The following is a 20,406-nucleotide window of genomic DNA, read 5'->3' on the forward strand; positions in this document are numbered from 1 at the left end:
AACGGCGTTTTAAAATGATTGACTGTACTGGTATGGCAGACCAAACTAGCGCCAGTCGTCTTACATGCAGGTTTCATTATTATGTCTACACAGAAGATTGCCGTTATCGGCGAATGCATGATCGAGCTGTCGGAAAAGGGCGCTCTGGTTAGTCGCGGCTTTGGTGGCGACACCCTTAATACCGCAGTCTATATCGCCCGTCAGGTGGATGCCAACGCGCTCAGCGTCCATTACGTTACCGCGCTGGGTCAGGACAGTTTCAGTCAGCAGATGCTCGACGCCTGGCAGCAGGAAAACGTTAAAATCGATCTGGTACAGCGCATGTCCGACCGCCTGCCGGGGCTCTACTACATCGAGACCGATGACAGCGGCGAACGCACCTTCTGGTACTGGCGTAATGAGGCGGCCGCTCGTTACTGGCTGGAAAGCGACCAGGCACCGGCTATTATCGAACAGCTCGCCGACTTCGATTACCTCTATCTTAGCGGTATCAGCCTTGCCATCCTCAGCCCTCGCAGTCGTGAAATGCTGCTGGAACTGCTGCGCCGCTGCCGCGACCGTGGCGGTAAGGTGATTTTCGATAACAACTATCGCCCGCGCCTGTGGTCCGGCAGGGAAGAGACGCAGCAAGTCTATCAGCAGATGCTTGCCTGTACCGATATCGCGTTTCTGACCCTGGATGATGAAGACGCCCTGTGGGGTGAACGCCCGGTGGAAGAGGTTATCGCCCGTACTCAGGCGGCTGGCGTGCAGGAAGTCGTGATTAAGCGCGGCGCCGAAAGCTGCCTGGTGGCGGTTGCCGGTGAAGCATTACAGGAAATTCCGGCGGTGAAACTGCCGAAAGAGAAAGTGGTGGATACCACCGCGGCCGGGGACTCCTTCGGCGGTGGCTATCTTGCGGTACGTCTGAGTGGCGGCAATGCCGCAGATGCAGCGGCCCGCGGGCACCTGACGGCCAGCACCGTGATTCAGTATCGCGGCGCCATTATTCCAAAGCAGGCGATGCCGCAGTAAAACGGTTACGCGCCGGGGCCTGGCTCCGGCGCACCGACATTACTGCCGTTCCGGAATATCCGAAACCTCGCCCAGCGGATGTGCGCCTGGAGTCAGGCCTGTCGCACCTTCCGTCGGACTCATCCCTTTATCCCAGGTCGCCTGAAGCTGCTTCATATTAAACTCCGGCTCCCCTTCCGGCTGCTGCAACACCAGCGCCATCTCCTGAGAGAGAATCTGGCGCAAATCCATATTGACCATTTCCGGCGTCAGCTGGTCCAGAAACGTCTGGCGCAGCTTCTGATACTGTTCCGGCGCGAGATCCACCACCTGATTCTGTAGCGAACGCAGGCGCTGATTGGCCAGTACTTCGGTATTGGTACGGGCGTAAGTGGCGAACAGTTTTTCCAGTTCCAGCTTTTTCTGGGCCATCAGCGTTTCGAACTCGGCCGCCGGGAGTCCCCCATCGCGAACATTGGCCAGATCGCGGGCAATCCGCCCCAGATTATCGTCGAGTCGGGCATTGGGGGTGTCGATATGGATACCGCACTGGCCACGCAAGAACAGCACCCGGCAGTCGAAACCCAGTTCAACGTCACGAACGTTATTCTTGTTAAGATTCTGCTGAACGTGCCAGAACAGCGCCTCGCGGGCCAGTTCACTGCGCCAGTAGCGCATCAACCCTTCCGAAGAGCGAATCGGCTGCCAGGGGGTATCCCACATCATCGACAGCCGGTCTTGCTGAATCTTGGGGCTCATGATGCTCACCGCATCACGCTTAAGCGGCGATAGCGTCGGTACCGGGGTCGGGGTTTCGCGCTTGCCTTTCAGAGAGCCGAACAGTTTGTTGACCTGTTCCGACACGCTGCGGCTGTCTACGTTACCCACCACAATCAGCGTCATGGCGTCCGGGGTGTACCACTGCTGGTACCAGGCTTTCAAATGCTCAGCATCCACCGGCTGCCCAACCTGCGCTGCCGGATCGTGCCCCAGCAGCGTTGAGCCTTTCAGACGATAGCGCCACCAGCCATCGCGCGTATCTTCAGGCCAGGTCGCTATGCCATCCTGCACCTGTAGCGCTTTATCGATAGATTCCGGCGTAATGGTTAGCTCACCCGCCGTTTCCGCCAGCCAGCTCAGCGCCTCTTTCAGCGAGTCGCCACGACCGCTGGTGCTGGGCAGACTCAGGTTAAACTGCGTGAGATTATAAGAGACGATCGCGGGCGGCTGGGGGTGGCCGGTCATCCCCTGTTGCCAGGTACTTTTCTCGGGCGATGTCTGCTGACTCAGCGCCAGGCGCGGCAGGAGATGGCTGTAACCGCTCTGCTGCGTACTTTCGGTAAGAGAGCCGGTGTTGACCAGCAGTCGAACTTCTATCCGATCGCCTGGCCGTTGAGGGGTGGCGAGCACCTGCCACTGAAAACCGTTATCCAACTTTCCCTGCTGCCAGGCCGGGTCCGGCTGGAGCATGGCGGCCTGTCCCTGACCGCTAATCGCCGCCAGTAGCGTTCCCCCGGCGATAAGACCCACTTTTGTGCCCTGCATGTCTACCCCTGAATGAGATTCCTGAAAAAAGATGAAAAGGCGGCGCGTCGCGCACAGACGCCCGCCATAGCGGTAACGTTTTTTTCTTGGACCGCAAATAACGGTAAACGTCACTCAACAATGTGAAAATACATGGACTATATCAGAATTATGCGCAGGAGCCCGCGGCAAGGGCAAGGAGCCGCGGGCAATTGACAGGAGTCAGGAGGAGGCTTCCGTGTTCGCGGCAGCGATTTTAGGATTATCCAGGGTCTGTTTGAGCTGTTTTTCATCCAGCTCTTTTACCCATTTCGCTACCACAACGGTGGCTACGCCGTTACCGACCAGATTGGTCAGCGCACGCGCTTCTGACATAAAGCGATCGATACCCAGGATCAGCGCCAGACCGGCCACCGGCAGGTGTCCTACCGCCGAAATCGTCGCCGCCAGTACGATAAAGCCGCTACCGGTCACCCCAGCGGCCCCTTTCGACGATAGCAGCAGTACCACCAGTAGCGTAATCTGATGAAAGATATCCATATGGCTGTTAGTGGCCTGAGCGATAAACACCGCCGCCATGGTCAGGTAAATGGAGGTGCCGTCCAGGTTAAAGGAATACCCGGTTGGAATCACCAGCCCCACCACCGATTTACGGCAGCCCAGCTTCTCCATCTTGTCGAGCATACGCGGCAGCGCCGACTCGGAAGAGGAAGTCCCCAGCACAATCAGCAGCTCTTCTTTGATGTAACGGATAAATTTAAAGATGCTGAATCCGGTGACGCGGGCAATCGAACCCAGTACCAGTACCACAAACAGAATACAGGTGATGTAGAAGCAGACGATCAACTGCCCCAATTGCAGCAGCGTTCCCACCCCATATTTACCGATGGTGAACGCCATGGCGCCGAAGGCGCCGATGGGCGCCAGGCGCATAATCATATTGATGATGCCGAAGATAACCTTCGAGAAGCTTTCGATAACGTTAAAAATCAGCTGTCCTTTCTCGCCCAGGCGATGCAGGGCAAAGCCAAACAGTACGGCAAACAGCAGTACCTGAAGGATATTGCCACTGGCGAAGGCACCAATCACGCTGCCCGGAATCACATCCAGCAGGAAGGCGACCACGCCCTGTTGTTCCGCCTGCTGGGCGTAAATCGCCACCGCTTTGGCATCCAGTGTAGCCGGGTCAACGTTCATGCCAGCGCCTGGCTGCACCACGTTCACGATAATCAGACCGATAATTAGCGCCACGGTACTGACGACTTCAAAGTAGAGCAGCGCCACGGCACCAGTGCGGCCAACGGCCTTCATACTTTCCATTCCGGCAATACCGGTGACAACGGTACAGAAGATGACCGGGGCGATAACCATTTTTATCAGTTTTACGAACCCGTCGCCGAGCGGCTTCATCTGCGCGCCCAGCTCCGGCCAGTAGTGGCCCAGCAGAATACCGATGGCGATCGCCGTCAGTACCTGAAAATAAAGGCTTTTAAACAGAGAGGTTTTCATCAGGGGGTGTCCTTGCAGCGGTAAAAAGCAGAAACCCGCGTTGGGTCTGCGTCGCTAAAATAACACCAGAGAAACACCTCAGATACATCCATGTATCTTATTTGGAACAAAATGATTAGGTTTTTGAGCTGAAACGCTACAGTCTATGACTTTTGGTTAAGGGCTTTTCGGCAATTGCCGGGCGGGTTCGCAGTAAAGCGCCATAAAACGGTGCGGCGGCAGGGCCTTATCAAACAGGAAGCCCTGCCCGATATCGGCGCCGGCCTGACGCAGCCAGTCGCGCTGGGCCGGGGTTTCCACCCCTTCCGCCACCACCTTCATATTCAAATGCTTCGCCAGCGACAGGATCACCGCCACCATGCTGTCGTCTTCCGGCAGCGCGTCGATAAAGGATTTGTCGATCTTAAGAATATCCACCGGCAGCCCCTTAATCTGCTGGAGCTGATGCAGGCTGGCGTACCCCATACCGAAATCATCGATGGCAATGCGCACCCCCAGGGAGCGTAGCGGGCGCAGAATGTCATGCACTTTTTGCGGATTATCGATGCGCTGGCTTTCGGTCACTTCCAGAATCAGCGAGCCCGGATGAATGCGCCAGCGCGTCAGCAGCGCCATAAAGCGATGGCGCAGGTCATCATTAAGCAACTGAAGCGCCGAGACATTCACGCTTAGCGTCAGGGTCACGCCCTGGCTCTGCCACTCCGCCAGCAGGCGGCAGGACTCTTCAAGGATCCAGTCGCCAACCCGCGCCATCATCCCACAGCGCTCGATACGCTCAATCAGCCCTTCCGGCAGCGCAAAATCGCCATCCGGCTGGCGCTGACGCAACAGCGCTTCGGCGCTGACCACCTCTCCGCTGGCCAGATCCACCTGGGGCTGAAGCCACAGCGCAAACTCGCCGTTTTCCAGGCTTTGCAATATATCATGCTGTTCGGTCATCCGCTGTTGGGCCACGGCCAACTGCTGAGGATCGAAGAACTGAATCTGATTTTTACCCAGACGCCGGGCAGAATAGACGGCCGAGACCATCCGCTGATAGTGCTGCTCGCCGTTCACGCCAGGCGCCCATATGGCAATCCCGATGCTGGCGGCCGGATACAGCGGTATCTTTTGCACCGGCAGCTTCTCATTCAGCGCCGTAAGCAGACGCTTAGCCAGGGAAGCCGCCTGCCAGGATTCACTGATGCCGTTAGCCAGAATGGCGAAATCAAAGTGGCTAATCTGGGCCAGCACCATAGAAGGCCCCAGTTCGGCCTGAATTCGGGCAACCATCGAAAGCAGCAGAATCTCGCGCTGCTGCTCGTTCAGGGCTTCGGCGGCTTCCTGCAATGTTTCACAGGAGATCATCAACAGCGGCGCTATCGACTGCTCTTCCTGACCGCGCAGTAGCGCCAGTAACAGCGCTTTATTGGGCAGGCCGGTAACGGGGATATGGGTGGCAAGCTGGCTCATCTCTTCCTGGGCCCGACGCACCTGCTGCTGGTTGCGGTTATAACTGCGCACCAGCATGCCTATCTCATCGTCGTTGTGCAGCCGCGACAGCGTCAACTGATGTTCCGCCGCTTCGCCTGGCGACAGCCCATCCAGCTCACGGGCAATATCACGCAAGGGGTGGACAATCAGGCGGTTAATGCACCAGGTAATCGCCACCGTCAGTACCAGCGCCAGCAGCAGCCAGGTGGTAATCAATGTGGAGAGGGTGCTGATAATAAACTTGTACATGCGCCAGGAGTCAGCCTGAAGCACCAGATAGGCCAGCGGTTGCGGGTTCGCGGGCCGTTCCAGAGAATAGAGCGGCAGGCTTATCTGTACTGGCAACTCGAACAGCCGCGAAATCAGCATCGGCACGGACCGTTCCGGCGCGAAGCTCACCCGCAGCGCCTGAAACTGGTTAGGCAACACCACATCCGCGCGGCTGATAACGCCAACCGGCTGAATATCTTTAAGAATCTCTTCGGCCTGCGGAATATCCGCCCTCAGAATGGCGGAGGAGAGCGGATTACGCACCGAGTGAGCGATACTCTCCATCTGCGCCGCGGTGGTATAACGGCTCTGCTGCACGAAGTGGAAAAGCTGAATCACGGCAAAAACAAAAATAAAGGCCACGGCGACTACGGCCACCATTGCCATCTGTTTTATCGTTAACGAACGCCTGACTCGCAAACCCACTCTCCGCACTCAACTTTCCACGCCTGATGCGGGCAGAGTATACTGCATCGCATGGCGTTTTAACCGCTTTCCTTCCGGTAATCCCCATAATTTACCAGTCCGCATAGGGTACCAGCGGTTGCGGCGGCATATCCATATCCCCCTGCCACCCGGCCTGCGAATAACGCACAAAGATCAGAGCGTGGCTCGGCGTGTAGTCTTTGGCCTCCTGAATATCAATCCCTGCCCCGATGGACCAGTGCGACGTCAGGCGTCGCTCCACCAGCGCCCGGGCGGTATAACCCACGCCGGTCGATGACGACCCTTCTTCCATGGCATCAACCCGGGCAGGTAACAGCCCCTGAAGAGGATAGCGCCGCTCGTTGTCGGTCTTCGCATAGGACCAGGAGACGGAGCCCCCCAGCTCCCACGACCAGTTTTCGGTACGCTGGCGCCAGATGATCGGCACCGAAAACGAAAGATAGCGCTGCGGGCTGTAGTAGCCCCCCTGCCCCAGGGTATAGCTGCTCAGATCTTTATCGTAGTGCCAGAGCATGTTGGTCAGGCCTACGGTCACCCGACGATTATTTTCGTTGAGCAGCTTATAGTAGTAGCCGGTCATCCAGCGTACCCGCCAGTTATCCGCCACGTTCTTCCCTGTCAACTGGTCGGCGCTCAGGCTTGACCAGACGCCGTGATCGCCGCCCTTGTCATAGCTCATACTGATACCGCCACCGTCGGCGCGCACGCCGCCCCACACCTTATGAGTATTGGGATCGCGCTGGCCTGCGAACGAAAGCAGCGAGCTGGAGATCGGCCGCCGGTGGGCATTCAGGGTATAGCCAAACGGCCCCAGATCGCTGCTGTAGCTCAGTCCACCCACCACATCCACCACGTTAAAACCCATCGGCGTGGTGCCGATATCCGCCGCCCAGGTCTCATTCTGCCAGCCTACCGCTACGCTTGCGCCACTGGCCCGCTGCTGGTGGTTGCTGCTACAGGTGAAGTCGTAGCAGGTGCCCCATTTTTCGTCATAGCTACCGCCGCTGAAACTGCCGGCATCCATATTCACCACATCGGTACGCAGCAGCAGGCGCCCGTCGCTGAGCGGCGCATCCACCTGCAGCATCGTAGTATGGGCCCGCAGATCCGAGTAGCCCGGCGTACCGCTGGAGCCCCAGTAGTCGTGATCGAGCGTGACGTTCACGTCCTGCTGGCGATAGAGATCCGCCGCGTCGCTGCGTATACCACGCTTCAGCCAGTCGTCGCTGGCGTCGTTGCGCGTCAGACGGGTAAAGGTATCGTTATCTTCAGGCCGCTTATCGGTAATATCAGATGCCACCATCGCATCGCGATAGCGTTCCAGCGCCTGCTGCGGTTCGCCGCTGGCGGCTTCGAAACGCGCCGCGTCGCGCAGCGCCAGCGCGCTCTCCATCGAAGGCGGCTGCCTTTTCGCCGCCGGGACGATGCGCTGGTAGATCGCACGGGCGCGATCGGGTTTTCCGGCCTCGATCCAGGCGTTCGCCAGCCGTCGTTCGCTGTTTACCGACGGCGCCTCCTGCGCAGGCGCACGCTCAAGCTGCGTTAGCCACTGACGGGCCTGCGCTTTATCGTTCTGAGCCAGCGCCGCCTCTGCCAGCCCCAGTAGCGCATCTTCATTGCCTGGCTCCCGGGCCAGCACCTGCCGGTAGCGGCTGGTGGCTTCCGGGTAGTCTCCCCGCGCCACGGCCCAGTCCGCCAGGGTCAGGTCGATACGGTCGGCGGCGGGCTGGCGTTTCAGCAGCGCGATGGCTTCGGGCTCGCGACCCGACTCTCGCAGTTCCTGTGCCTCGGCGAATATCCGGTCCAGGGTCAGCCGTTGCGCCAGCTCCTGAATATTGTCGCTCCACTGACTGCGAGGCAGCGTATCAAGGTGGCGTAGCGCCGCCTCATCCCGCCCGGAAGAGGAAAGATAAAGGCCATAGGCATAAACCTGGTCGGCATCCGTCGGCTGGCGCCGGGCCAGATCGCGAAACAGGGCGTCGGCCTGGGCGTGTTGACCGGCGGCATAGCGCGCCTTCGCCAGCCGGTAGAGGGTCCAGACGCTGTCGGGATACAGCTGTAGCCGCCGCTGATGCAGTTCGGCAGCCTGATTCCAGCGCCCCTGCGATTCCAGCGCGCTTGCCTGGGCTTCCAGCCGATCGTCTTCCAGACCGCGTTCGATATCGTCAATGCTGCGGCGCTGGCTGGCGCTCAGGGTGTTGATAAAGGCCGTCGCCCGCTCTGGAGACTGACGGCGATAGACATTGGCCAGCCCGCGTACCGCGTTGCTGTTGCCGCGATCCATTCTCAGCGCCTGGCGGTAGAAACGTTCAGCTTCGGCGTCATCGTTACGCGCCACCGCCACGTCTCCCAGACCGAGCACTGCATAGCTGTCGCTACCGTCCACGGCCCGCGCCTGGCGGAATTTACGCTCTGCCAGCGCGGTATCCTGAGCCTTGAGTGCCGTATCCCCTTCATCGATCAACAACCAGTAGCGATTGGTGTTAAGCAGCGATTTCCATTTGCCACTGCTGTCGTTATCGGGATCGAGACGCAGCGCCCGGTTAAGCTGGCGTACCGCGGCGGCGCGTTTTCCGGCCTGGGACCAGGCCTCGCCCAGCGCCGCCACCGTTTCGGCATCGTTCTGATTTTCACGCAGCGCCGTTTTCAGCGGCGCAACCGCCCGGGCGCCGTCGCCTGCGGCCACCTGCGCCAGCCCGGTCGCTTTGGCCCGAAAACCGGGGTCGGCCAGTTGCTTGCGTTGCTCCGCCAGTTTGGCTTTCGCATCATCCACCGTCTCGCCATCGGTAAACAGCGTCAGGAAGCGCTCCAGCGCCGCCACGCTGGCGGCGCTGACCGGCAGCCCCTGAATGCGCTGATACCAGAGATCCGCCGCCTGGCCGCGCCCGGTTCCCGAGCGCGCCATCTGCTCCAGCACGCTGAACCCTTCCTGGGAACGATTGCTGTCGAATAGCAGTCCGGCCAGGCTGGCGCGCAGCGTATCGTTGCCGGGCATTCGGGCATTCAGCGCTTTAAGCTGTTCAATCGCCTGGACGCGTCGTTGCGGCTTTTTCGCCACCAGCAGCCAGTACTCCACCGCCAGGTCGCCATCAGGAGGCGTTCCCTCAAACAGCGCCTGATACGCGGCGATGGCTTCATCGGTATGGCCGGTGGTGCCCAGCAGCCGCGCCTGTTGCAGCGCCTGGCTTCCGGCCGGGGTGGCGAGTTTCATCTCCAGTTGCGAACGTCGGTATGCCGTGGAATCCGCCGCCGTGGTTTTGAGTTTGTTCATCAACGCCTGGGCGCCAGCGCTGTCGCCCTGGCGCAGCAGATAACGCACCCGGGCGGCAATGACTTCCGGGTCATCCGGGGCGATAAGTTCCAGCCGGTAGAGCGACTGACGCACCAGATCGTCACGATGGGTCGCTTCGCCCAGCCGTACCTGTTCCAGCAGGTGCAGCCGGGCGGGGTTCGCCGCCTGGACAGGTACGGTCAGCGCCAGTCCCAGCGCGACGGCAATCAACGTTAACGAGGATCCGCGCATACCCGCTCCCAGTCCGGCACCAGCTCACCCTGGGCATTAAAACGAAAGCGCTGCTGATCCCAGCCCTGGCCAAACAGCGTCAGCACAAAGCTGTAGTAGGACTCATGGTCGGGGAAGTTTTTCGTCAGCCGCTGACGCTGAGCATAGAGCGCCGGGCTCTCCTGAAGCATGGGCAGCATGGCGGCGGAAAAACCGCCGGGACCATCGTTGGTCAACTTACCGGTCACGGTATCGATTTTTTCAGGCGGCGCGCCGCGCTGTTCCGTGGCGGCCACCATCGGCTGGAAATGATTTAGCAGCCGCGCTTTATCGGGGGAGCGATCGCTGAGCATCCCCACCCACAGGTAGACGCGAATCGCATTGTAGCTGCCCGTGAGCGTGGGCTTATCCTGCATCTGCCAGCCGCTTCCCTTGTTCCAGCTCACCCAGTCGGGGGAAAATCCTTTGGGCGCGGTTTCCAGCAGCAGTCGCATCATAGGTTTGCGCATCGCTTTCCAGGGGCCGGGATAACGGGCGAAACGGGCGATAACCTGGGGCGGCAGATAGCTGGGGTTCAGGCGCCAGCGGTTATCATGAGCGAAGCCCTGTGCCCCTGGCAGCAGCATTTCGCCAAGGCCTGGGATCTTCACTACCTCTTTATGGGCAATCAGGTCGAGCAGCGCCCGCCCCTGGGTGGTGTAATCCTCGTTCTTCCAGAGTCTGCCAGCTTCCAGCAGCGCCCAGGCAATCCACACATCGGAATCCGAAGCGGTATTGCTGTCCAGCACCCGCCACTGATTGTCTTCACGCCTGCCCCAAAGCCAGGCGGGCAGGGTCGTGGTTAAATCGCCTGCGCCAAGATTATTGCGGGTCCAGGTCAACAACTGGTCGAAACTCTGGCGATCGTTCGCTACCAGCGCGAAGAACAACCCATAGCTCTGCCCTTCGGAGGTGGTAATTTTGCGCGGATCGCTGGTGTCGATAACCCGCCCTTCATCACTGATATAGTGCTGCTTAAATTGCTGCCAGGCAGGCCAGTCGCAGGCGGCGCTGGCGGTCATCGCCGCCAGCAGCAGGCCCAGAGCTAATGCAGAACGCCATCCCATGATGTTATTCATCCTCCGGATCCAAACGGCGGCGGCTCAGCATTCGCAACACCCGCCATAGTACCCAGGCCAGCAGCACCACACTGATGGCGGCGCAGATAGCCAGCCATACCGGGTGGTTCGCCAGGGCATACCAGATGCGCTCAAACCACGGCAGGTGGCCGACATAGTAAATATCCCCGACCCGCAGGCTGTTGACGCCAGATTCACGAATCACCGACACCGAACCATACATGGCGGCACGCTTGCCGCTGTCGTTCAGGGCGCCGTTCAGCAGCTCATAACCGCGCGGGCTGTCCGCCAGCAGAGCAACAACGCTGCGCTGGCTGTGGAACGGCGACTGGAAGCCGACAATGGCCGCCATCGGTCCCCGGGAACTGATGGTGGTTCGAACATCGGGTTCCCGGTCCGCCGGACTTGCCATAATCGACGGCAGCGGCGTCTGGCGATACGGCATTTTCACCCAGCTCAGCGCCGCTTCCACCAGCAGATCCAGGCGCTTATCATCCTTCAATTTTTCGGGCAGGGAGCCGATTACCATCAGGTCAGCGTCGCGCTTTTTAATTTCGTCGGCGCTGTCCGTCAGCGCCACCTTCACGGCAGGCAACCCGGTCTGGGCGCCGATAATGCCCAGGGTATCCAGCAGGGTGCTGACCTGGGCAGGCGTCGGCTGCTTAGACACCACTACCAGGGTATCCGACAGATCCGCCATCCGGCTGTAGGGGAAGCCCGCATTGGCGAAGGCGCGCAGGTCCGGCATGGCGATAAAGTGATGATAGTTGGAGAAGTCGATGGTCGATTCATCTTCAATCACCACGTGGTTTTGCACCGGCTGGAAGGTAATACAGTTTTCAACAGAGCCGCCGGGCATTGGGTTCATGTACTGGAAGTCGAAGCGTAGCTGGTTAGCGGCCCCCAGGCGCAGCGCCGGAATCGAGACATCGTTCTTACCGTCCAGTAACCCCTGCACCACCGGCAGGCGCATCAGCAGATTGCCTTCCCGGCTCTTCGGCGACAGGCTGAAAGATTGCAGGAACTGATTGTTCAGGTTGATATCCATCCGCGAACTGTCCTTCACCGGCGGCGCGGTATAGCGATATTTCAGATCCATATCGATGCCGTTGCTACGCAGCAGATAGAGATCCGGTGGCAGATTAAGGGTCAGAGCCACGGAGCCGGGCTCAATGCCGCTCGACTGAAGTTGTTGCTCGTAGGTTTTCAGTTCGCCAAAGGTGACGGGCCGGTCGGTACGCACCCAGTGCGGTGCGTCATAAGGCTTACGCGGCAGTAACGGATCCACTTCATCCACAGTAACGGCATCGCCGCGGAACAGGATATCGCCCCGGGCGATCCCCTGAGCCGCCTGAAGCAGATCGCTGTCGTCACGACCAAAGACAACCAGCAGCTTCACGTAAGGATTATCCGGGTGGTTGATCATCTCGATGGTGGGCGCTTTCACCGGCGGGTGCTCACGCAGGAAATCCGGGCGCCTGTCGTTGGTGGCGAAGACGATGGCGTTACTTTCCGGCAACTGGTTATAGAGCACCGGGAAGCGCTGGCCGCGCCACACCGAACGGGTACCGAACCAGGAGGCGATAATCCCGGCTGCGCGCTGCTGCTCCACGTCAGGTGCTGCGGAAAAAACCATCGGCAACGTCAGCGGTCTGTCATCTCTGGAGTCGAAAAACGGCACCGGGAAGTGGGAGAGATCGTTACGCAGTTGCAGTTTCTGATACAGCAGGCTCAGGGAGCTGCCGCGCCCGATATCCATCCATAGCGTGCTGTTGGCCGGGTTTTCGCACACGTCGCGATAGTGACCGACGAACTCCAGCCGCACCCGGTTAAAGTCGCTGACGTAGAGCGGGTCGATGGGCAGCCGGGCCAGCGTTTTCTTACCTAACTGCTCTTTGGTGACCGGCAGTACCCCCATCAACTCATCGTTCAGGTACACCTTAAGCTGCGACTGAACCGGAATCAGCGCCGGAGACGGGGTGTACTCCAGGTTTAATAGCGCGCGGGAGACCACTTCGTCGCTGCGCATGCCGAATTCCACCGAACCGTTGGGATGCACGCCGCGCAGCACCATGCTGCCGGGCGGCGGTGCAATCTGGGCGAAGTTCAGCGTCACTTCGCGGGCCGGTGCATTTTCGGCAACGACCGGCGCTCCGGCGCCAGGTATGCCCGGCATCACCTGCCCGGTTCCCTCTTCCGGCGCCTGCGGCACGACCGCCTCCAGGTCATTACTGGTCGGCCCCTGAGTCACCACGCCTTCGGTTGCCGGAGCCACCGTCGGCACCATCGGCGCCGGAACCGCGCCGGGGTCCGCCGGGGCCGCCATGCCAGGCCGATACGGCAGCGCGCTCAGCCCCAAAACCACTGCACAGATCCAGAAGAGATTTCTTTTCATCGCATTATCATCATTGTTGAGTCATGGCCGAATCCGGTTGCCGATCGCCGGCGCCGCGCGCTGGTCTGCGGGGGATCAGGGAAACCACCCAGTCCACTACCAGCGTGATGCTCCGGAACACATACTTCAGCGACGCCGGGGCGAACTCCGCCAGATGGCGGTAGCCGCGCAGTCCCAGCTTCAGAATATCCAGCAGGCTTTCCAGCGGTTTATCTTCCGGGAAACTGTCCTGCCATAGCGCCCAGGTATCGGCGCGGGCAAAGGTGCACTGAATAAAATCGATATGCTGTCGGGTGGTCATCTCCGCCAGTTGCAGGCCAACGCTTTCTCCGGCGGCGCGAACTACCTGCGCCGGGAAGAAGAACTGCTGCTGACCACGGCGCAGCAGCAGTTGAATGCGCTCGCCGTGGCGCAGCGACAGCGAGCCATGCAGACGAATACCGACACCGCCGTCGGAGTAGTCGCGTACTGTGCAGGGGTAGAGATGGCCGTCTTCCCGGGCCAGCGCCGCAGGCATGGCGATCTCGACCCGGTGAGCCCGGCGCACCTGCTTGCTTTCTACCGAAACCGCCACCGCGCCCCCCAGAATAATCAGGTTGTAGGTCACCCAGGCAATGCTCACCAGCACGGTCAGCATTTCGTGTTCCGGCCCTTCGAAAAAGCGCCAGACGCCGAACAGCAGCCCCAGCACGTTAAGCAGAACCAGCATCAGGTAGGGTCGGGTAATCACCCAATCGACATATTCATGGGGCACCAGCCCCCCTTTCGCCGTGACGTTAAACTTCCCTTTGCGCGGGTTTATCAGCGCGACGATGGTGGGCGGCGTGATGTACCAGGCCAGCACCGTTTCGTAAATTTCACTCCAGAAAGAGTAGCGATAGCGCCCCTGAATTTTCGAGTTGGTCAGGCTGGCGTGAATCATATGGGGCAGGACGAACAGCGCTATCATTAGCGCCGGGGCGTAAATGATATAGGCATGCAGCAGCAGAAAGGCCAGCGGCGCGATCAGGAAGATCAGGCGCGGCAGGCCGGAAAGAAAGTGCAGCATGGCGTTGGCGTAACACAAGCGCTGAGCCAGCTTCAGCCCCTTGCCCAATAGCGGGTTGTCCAGCCGGAAGATCTGAATCATGCCGCGAGCCCAGCGGATGCGTTGACCAATGTGCGCCGACAGGCTTTCGGTCGCCAGACCGGCGGCCTGGGGGATGCGCATATAGGCCGAGGTGTAGCCGCGCCGGTGCAGGCGCAGCGAGGTGTGGGCATCCTCAGTGACGGTTTCTACGGCGATACCGCCAATTTCATCCAGCGGCTGTCGGCGGATAACCGCACAGGAGCCGCAGAAGAAGGTGGCATCCCACATATCGTTGCCGTCCTGCACCAGGCCGTAGAACAGCGCGCCTTCGTTCGGCGTTTTGCGAAAACGCCCCAGGTTGCGCTCAAAGGGGTCCGGCGAAAAGAAGTGGTGCGGCGTCTGAATCAGCCCCAGTTTCTGATCCTTAAAGAACCACCCCATGGTCAGTTGCAGGAACGAGCGGGTCGGCACGTGGTCGCAGTCGAAAATCGCCACAAAGTCGCCCCGGGCCTGCTTGAGGGCGTTATTAATATTCCCCGCCTTGGCGTGCTCGTGGGTGGTGCGGGCGATGTAATTCGCCCCGACTTCATCGGCGAAGCGTCGGAACGCTTCACGCCCACCGTCATCGAGGATCCAGATATTGAGCTTATCCTTCGGCCAGTCCATGCCCAGCGAGGCATAGACCGTACCTTTCACCACGCTAAGCTCTTCGTTGTAGGTGGGAATCATCACATCCACCACCGGCCACTGCGCCGTTGAGGCGGGCAGCGGTACTGGCTGGCGATGCAGCGGCCAGATAATCTGGAAGAACCCCAGCACCAGTACCAGCCAGGCGTAGGTTTCAGCAAACAGTAGAATCAGGCCGCAGACCAGGCTGACCGGATCGTTCCAGTTCAGGGTGGAGGTATAACGCCACCAGATATAACGGCAGGAGATGGTCAGCGACAGCACCACCATCACCAGCGCGGGGAAACGCCCGGGAATGCGCCGTACCACCAGCGCAATACCCCACAGCAGCATCAGAAAAATAAACTGCGCCAGCGGGCTGAAGGGCTGGGTGACGCACAGTACCGCCATAATCAGCGCCACCACAACGACCACCCCCAGCAGAATACGCCTTGCCAGCACGCTGAACTGACTCAGATCCTGAACGTTGCGCCGAAAGCCCTGGCTGCGCTCTACCCGCTGCGGCAGCGCCTTCATCCACTGATAGTAATTTTCCCGCCATGCCTGAATACGCGCCAGCCGCGAGGTTACCGGCGCTGCCAGCCCGCGACCTGGCAGCATCAGCAACAGCCAGAGGGATTGAATAAGATAGCGCAGTGGATCGAGCGGTCGCGGGCGCTGAGGATCGATTTGCGGATACAGGCGCTGGCGCTGGGCCCTGATGCGCTGCCAGCTTTCGCTTTCCAGCCGCAGAAAGATCCAGCCCAGCGCCACCATCAGGCAGCACAGTCCGGCGCTGAACGGCGTGGCGCCGTTACGCCGCCAGCCCATATAGCGCGTTCGCAGGCGCTGGCTAACGCCGGGCGCCAGCAGGCAACGCAGAAGCAGGCTCATGGCTGCGGCTCCGCCAGATTGAGCAGGCACCAGCCCGCCAAGGTCATCAGCTCTTCCGCCACCAGCGAAGCCGGGCTGTACTCGCCCACCGGCTGTTTAGCCGCCATCGATTCCGCCATGGCTTCATCACTGTGCAGAATCACCGGAACCAGACTGCGCTGACTCTGGAGCCAGAGCTGATAAATATCGTCCTGAAGATGGCTGGCAACCCGTAATCCGTTGACCAGCAGGTAAGCGTCCTGAGCCAGCGGCTGCTGATGCAGGCGGGCGTGGCAGTTGGCGTCTGGCGTCGCCACCACAATGCGGCTATCCACCGCCGCCAGGGTTTCCAGAGCAAAGGCGCTGAAACCGGCGGGAATATCCACCAGTATCCAGCGGTAGCGGCCGCTCTGTTTCAGGGTTTTCAGGGCATCCAGAAAATGCGCAACACCTTCCGGGCGCGCCAGCAGTTCGCTGCTCTGCATGGCGTTTAACTGCCCGTATGGAAGAACATCGAGACGCGGCGTATAGCGCCAGGCGGCACTCTGCCAGGCCAGCCCCTCATGCAGGGCATACGCCCAGCCCGCGCTTTGCGCAAACCCGATATTGAACAAAAGACGCAGCAGGTTATCCGGAGCGGCGCCCACCACCAGTACCGACTCGCCCTGCTGTTGCAGCGACCAGCCCAGCCCCGCGGCGATCGACGTCGTTCCCACGCCGCCGCGTAGCCCCTGTAACCCTATCACTGCCATCTGGCCTGCTCCCTTTAGTGATCCTGCGCCAGCTCGGCCAGCAGTGGCCAGCGCTGGAGCGCGATATTCAGCCTTTCCTGCCGGGAGATGTCGGTATAATCAATATCCGGCAAAGCAAATGCCCGAAACAGCGTCTGAATATCATTCTGGGTGGCAATTCCAGGCAAATTCCGGAAATCATCAGATGTGTCATTTTGCTTATTCATACCCTGCACCGGTATAATCTATTGGTGTTGTTATGCACCAGGTAGATTCGCAACAAAAAAAACGCCTCATGCTGCGACAAAGTTTTTGTTTTACAATGCTAAGACCGCTGATGTTTATTTTCAATGTTAGGTTTATTTCCGCACTTTGGCGAGTAAGCGAAGAGAGAGAACATGGGCCCCATTTTTTCTGTTGGAATACACGCACTGTGGAATGAGCTGCGGCATATGCCCACAGGCGGCGTCTGGTGGGTAAACACCGAACGCTACGAAGACGCGGCGCGCCTGGCCAACAGCACCATCTCCGCCCAGAAAAACGACGCAAAAGTCGCGCTCGTCACAATGGGTACGGCACCGAAAAAGATTCTTACTTCGCTTTCCGAAGAAGGGCCGGATGAGATCTTACTCTATAAAGCGCAAAATACGAAAAATAGTCTATACTCGCTATTGCCAGATATGTCATGCAATATAAAACCCAAGCATTATCTGATTATTTTCTTGCTCCAGGACAATTTTTTTAGAAATATAAGCTCAGAAACCCTTCACAAAATTGCCAACCAGATAAATCTCCAGTGCCAGAAATATCAGTGCACATTGCTGGTGATAAACCCGGGAAACCGCAGCGACGATCAATATTCTGCACTGGTCAATGCCCACCGTAGCCTGAACGGTCTGGCCAGCCTGCGCCCACAGAATGATGCCTGGTGTTTCGATGTCGCGTTCTGGTGCAACGAAAAAGGGGTCAGCGCCAGACAGCAGTTAACCATTCGCTGGCAGCAGAGCCGCTGGGAATTATGCCAGTCGGTACAGAGCGCGCCTCAGCCCCGCAGCGATGAGCGCACCATCCTTAGCCACCAGGCCGTCCTGGAAGGCGCGCCGCCACTGTCAGAACACTGGCGATTGTTCGACAGCAACCAGGCTTTGTTCGAAGCGGCGCGCGGCGCCCAGGCCGCGACCATTATCTTTTCGCTCACCAATAACCGCGACGTGGAAACCATCGCCCACGACCTGCATGCGCTACGGCGCCAGCGTGGGAGCGCCCTGAAGCTTGTCGTTCGCGAAAGCCAGGCCAGCCTGCGCGCCGTAGATGAACGTCTGCTTATGGGCAGCGGCGCCAGTCTGGTCATTCCGGGAAGTACGCCGCTTTCCCGTAGCCTGACGCTTATCGAGAGCGTCCAGGGCCAGCAGTACAGCCGCCCGGTACCGGAAAGCCTCGCCGAGCTGGTGGGCGCGCTGCGCCCGCTACAGCTACGCGGCTGGCAGCCCTGGGACGAATTCTGCACCGCCATTGAAGCATTGCTCCATAACCCGCTGATTCCTGAAGATAATCGCGGCGTGCTGGTCGCGCTGCGGCCAGTGCCGGGACTCGCGACCCGGCAGGCGCTCTCCCTCTGCCGTATTAAGCGTCAGGGCGATATTATGGCCGCTAACGACCAACGCATTGTGCTGTTCCTGAGCTACTGCCAGGTCAACAGTCTGGACATCGCCCTGAAGAATATTTTTTCGCTGCCGCCGGAAGAGGTGGTTTCCAACCGCGTAGTGTGGTTCGAAGACCGGCAAATCGCCGCAGAGCTGGTCCAGATGCGCACTCAGGCGCCGCGTCACGACATTATGCCTGCCGCCATCGCCCGCCCCATTGCCCGGGCTGAAGAGATGCAGAGCGCACGACAGCACCAGCCGCAGCCCATTACCCTTATGGCCCCGGAGTCCGCTTATGATGACCATCAGTGACATTCTTCAGTTGATTGCGCTGTGCGCCGTCATCTTTCTGCCGCTGGGCTTTTATGCCCGGCGCTGGCTGACGCCTCTGGCTACATGGATGCGCATCACCTTTTTTAAACCCCGTTTCGTCAAACCCGCCGGTACGCTGCGCCGGCAACAGGCTGCCAGGGCAAACTCAGAACATGACTGAACACAAACCAACGTCTCCGTTATCAATGCCGCTCTGGCAGTACTGGCGCGGGCTTTCTGGCTGGAATTTCTACTTTCTGGCGAAATTCGCGCTGCTGTGGACCGGCTACCTGAATTTCCACGCCCTGGAAAACCTGGTTTTTGCCGCTTATCTGTTATTCCCTCTTCCCAACCCGCGGCTGCATCGCCTGCGTCACTGGGTGGGGCTGCCCATCGGCTTCGCCCTGTTCTGGCACGACACCTGGCTACCAGGCCTGGACAGCATGATGAGCCAGGGCTCCCAGGTGGCCGGTTTCAGTTGGGATTATATTCTGGATCTCACCACCCGCTTTATTAACTGGCAGATGGTAGGCGCGGCCTTTGTGCTGCTGGTGGCCTGGCTGTTTATCTCTCAGTGGGTGCGGGTAACGGTACTGGTGGTAGCAGCCCTGATCTGGCTTAACGTACTGACCGTTTCCGGCCCGGTTATTGCGCTGACCCCCGGCGGCAATACGGCGCCAGCGGCGGTGACCACCGCCATCACATCAGGCGATACCAATACGCCTCAGGTGGGGGATATCCCGGCCCAGACCGCTCCGGCCAGTTCCCAGAATCTGACCGCATGGCTGAACAGCTTTTACGCCAGCGAGGCCAAACGCCAGACCCAATTCCCGGCATCGTTGCCCATGGATGCCCAACCGTTCGAACTGCTGGTGATCAATATTTGCTCTCTGGCCTGGTCTGATATGGAAGCGACCGGCCTGACGTCGCACCCATTATGGTCGCACTTCGATATTCTGTTTAAAGAGTTTAACTCTGCCACCTCTTACAGCGGCCCGGCAGCCATTCGTCTGCTGCGCGCCAGCTGTGGGCAGTCTTCCCATAAGAATCTCTATTCGCCCGCCGGTAACCAGTGCTATCTGTTCGATAACCTGGCGGCGCTCGGCTTTAGCCAGCATCTGATGCTGGATCACGATGGCGTCTTCGGCGACTTCCTGAAGGAGATTCGCCAGTACGGTGGCGTTCAGTCACCGCTGATGAATCAGAATGGCCTGCCGACGAATCTGCTGTCGTTTGATAATTCGCCCATCTACGACGATACGGCGGTGCTACAGCGCTGGCTTTCTGAGGAAGGGCGCGATCCCAACACCCGTTCCGCCACCTTCTTTAACCTGCTGCCGTTGCACGACGGCAACCATTTTCCGGGCATCAGTAAAACTGCGGACTATAAGGTGCGGGCCCAGAAGCTGTTCGACCAGTTGGACAACTTCCTGACCGAACTGGAAAAGTCAGGCCGTAAGGTGATGGTGGTGGTGGCGCCGGAACACGGCGGTGCGCTGAAGGGCGATAAAATGCAGGTTTCCGGGCTGCGCGACATTCCCAGCCCGTCGATCACCCATGTTCCGGTGGGGGTGAAGTTTATCGGCATGAAGGCGCCCCATCAGGGCAGCCCGATTGAGATTAGCCAGCCCAGCAGCTATCTGGCGATTTCCGAACTGGTCGCCCGCTCTGTGGATGGCAAAAATTTTGTGGCCGATCAGGTGGACTGGAATGCGCTGACCAGCAATCTGCCGCAGACGGCGCCGGTCTCTGAAAACGCCAATGCCGTGGTGATTCAGTATCAGGGTAAGCCCTGGGTACGGCTTGGCGGCGGCGACTGGGTGCCGTATCCGCAGTAATAAAAAAAGCGCCCCTTTCACAAAGAAAGAGGCGCCTTATCTA

The 20,406-nt window shown here is 59.5% G+C and carries 13 protein-coding genes; 4 read left to right on the forward strand and 9 right to left on the reverse strand.

What is annotated here, in order from left to right:
- Positions 1–81 precede the first annotated feature (81 nt).
- Positions 82–1,014: a 2-dehydro-3-deoxygluconokinase gene (gene kdgK / locus FEM41_RS04290; RefSeq protein ID WP_138094783.1), complete on the forward strand. Its 933-nt coding sequence runs from the start codon at positions 82–84 to the stop codon at positions 1,012–1,014.
- 39 nt (positions 1,015–1,053) lie between these two features.
- On the opposite strand, the gene FEM41_RS04295 is transcribed toward kdgK, so the two are convergent.
- From FEM41_RS04295 to bcsR, 9 genes are all read right to left on the reverse strand, one after another.
- Complete coding sequence (locus FEM41_RS04295; protein ID WP_138094785.1) at positions 1,054–2,538, reverse strand: M16 family metallopeptidase; 1,485 nt, start codon at positions 2,536–2,538, stop codon at positions 1,054–1,056.
- A gap of 201 nt (positions 2,539–2,739) precedes the next feature.
- The gene (locus FEM41_RS04300; protein WP_138094787.1) at positions 2,740–4,026 is read right to left on the reverse strand and encodes a dicarboxylate/amino acid:cation symporter; all 1,287 of its coding nucleotides are present in this window, start codon (positions 4,024–4,026) and stop codon (positions 2,740–2,742) included.
- A 156-nt stretch (positions 4,027–4,182) separates the two neighbouring features.
- Complete coding sequence (gene hmsP / locus FEM41_RS04305; protein WP_138094789.1) at positions 4,183–6,189, reverse strand: biofilm formation regulator HmsP; 2,007 nt, start codon at positions 6,187–6,189, stop codon at positions 4,183–4,185.
- Between the two features lie 97 nt (positions 6,190–6,286).
- A complete protein-coding gene (gene bcsC / locus FEM41_RS04310; protein WP_138094791.1) occupies positions 6,287–9,739 on the reverse strand; it encodes a cellulose synthase complex outer membrane protein BcsC in 3,453 nt (1,150 codons plus the stop codon).
- Positions 9,721–10,824, reverse strand: coding sequence for a cellulose synthase complex periplasmic endoglucanase BcsZ (gene bcsZ / locus FEM41_RS04315; RefSeq protein ID WP_241666569.1), 1,104 nt, complete (start codon positions 10,822–10,824; stop codon positions 9,721–9,723). Before bcsZ ends, bcsC begins: the two co-directional genes overlap by 19 nt.
- Positions 10,825–10,828: 4 nt before the next feature.
- Positions 10,829–13,231, reverse strand: a complete 2,403-nt coding sequence (gene bcsB, locus FEM41_RS04320) for a cellulose biosynthesis cyclic di-GMP-binding regulatory protein BcsB (RefSeq protein WP_138094795.1) — start codon at positions 13,229–13,231, stop codon at positions 10,829–10,831.
- Between the two features lie 10 nt (positions 13,232–13,241).
- Positions 13,242–15,860 (reverse strand): UDP-forming cellulose synthase catalytic subunit, encoded by a 2,619-nt coding sequence (bcsA, locus tag FEM41_RS04325; protein ID WP_138094797.1) that lies wholly within the window; start codon positions 15,858–15,860, stop codon positions 13,242–13,244.
- On the reverse strand, positions 15,857–16,591 hold the full coding sequence (gene bcsQ / locus FEM41_RS04330) for a cellulose biosynthesis protein BcsQ (RefSeq protein WP_138094799.1): 735 nt from the start codon (positions 16,589–16,591) through the stop codon (positions 15,857–15,859). Before bcsQ ends, bcsA begins: the two co-directional genes overlap by 4 nt.
- A 14-nt stretch (positions 16,592–16,605) precedes the next feature.
- The gene (bcsR, locus tag FEM41_RS04335) at positions 16,606–16,797 is read right to left on the reverse strand and encodes a cellulose biosynthesis protein BcsR (RefSeq protein WP_138094801.1); all 192 of its coding nucleotides are present in this window, start codon (positions 16,795–16,797) and stop codon (positions 16,606–16,608) included.
- A gap of 171 nt (positions 16,798–16,968) precedes the next feature.
- Here bcsR and bcsE point away from each other — a divergent pair, with 171 nt between their 5' ends.
- Genes bcsE through bcsG form a run of 3 tightly spaced genes read left to right on the forward strand, consistent with a single transcriptional unit; the run spans position 16,969 to position 20,363 of the window.
- Entirely contained in the window at positions 16,969–18,525 is a 1,557-nt protein-coding gene (gene bcsE, locus FEM41_RS04340) for a cellulose biosynthesis protein BcsE (protein ID WP_138094803.1), read from the forward strand.
- A complete protein-coding gene (gene bcsF / locus FEM41_RS04345) occupies positions 18,509–18,706 on the forward strand; it encodes a cellulose biosynthesis protein BcsF (RefSeq protein WP_138094805.1) in 198 nt (65 codons plus the stop codon). Before bcsE ends, bcsF begins: the two co-directional genes overlap by 17 nt.
- A complete protein-coding gene (gene bcsG / locus FEM41_RS04350) occupies positions 18,699–20,363 on the forward strand; it encodes a cellulose biosynthesis protein BcsG (RefSeq protein WP_138094807.1) in 1,665 nt (554 codons plus the stop codon). The genes bcsF and bcsG overlap by 8 nt, the downstream gene beginning before the upstream one ends.
- Positions 20,364–20,406: the final 43 nt, after the last annotated feature.

It is taken from the genome of Jejubacter calystegiae (assembly GCF_005671395.1).
Lineage (GTDB): Bacteria > Pseudomonadota > Gammaproteobacteria > Enterobacterales > Enterobacteriaceae > Jejubacter > Jejubacter calystegiae.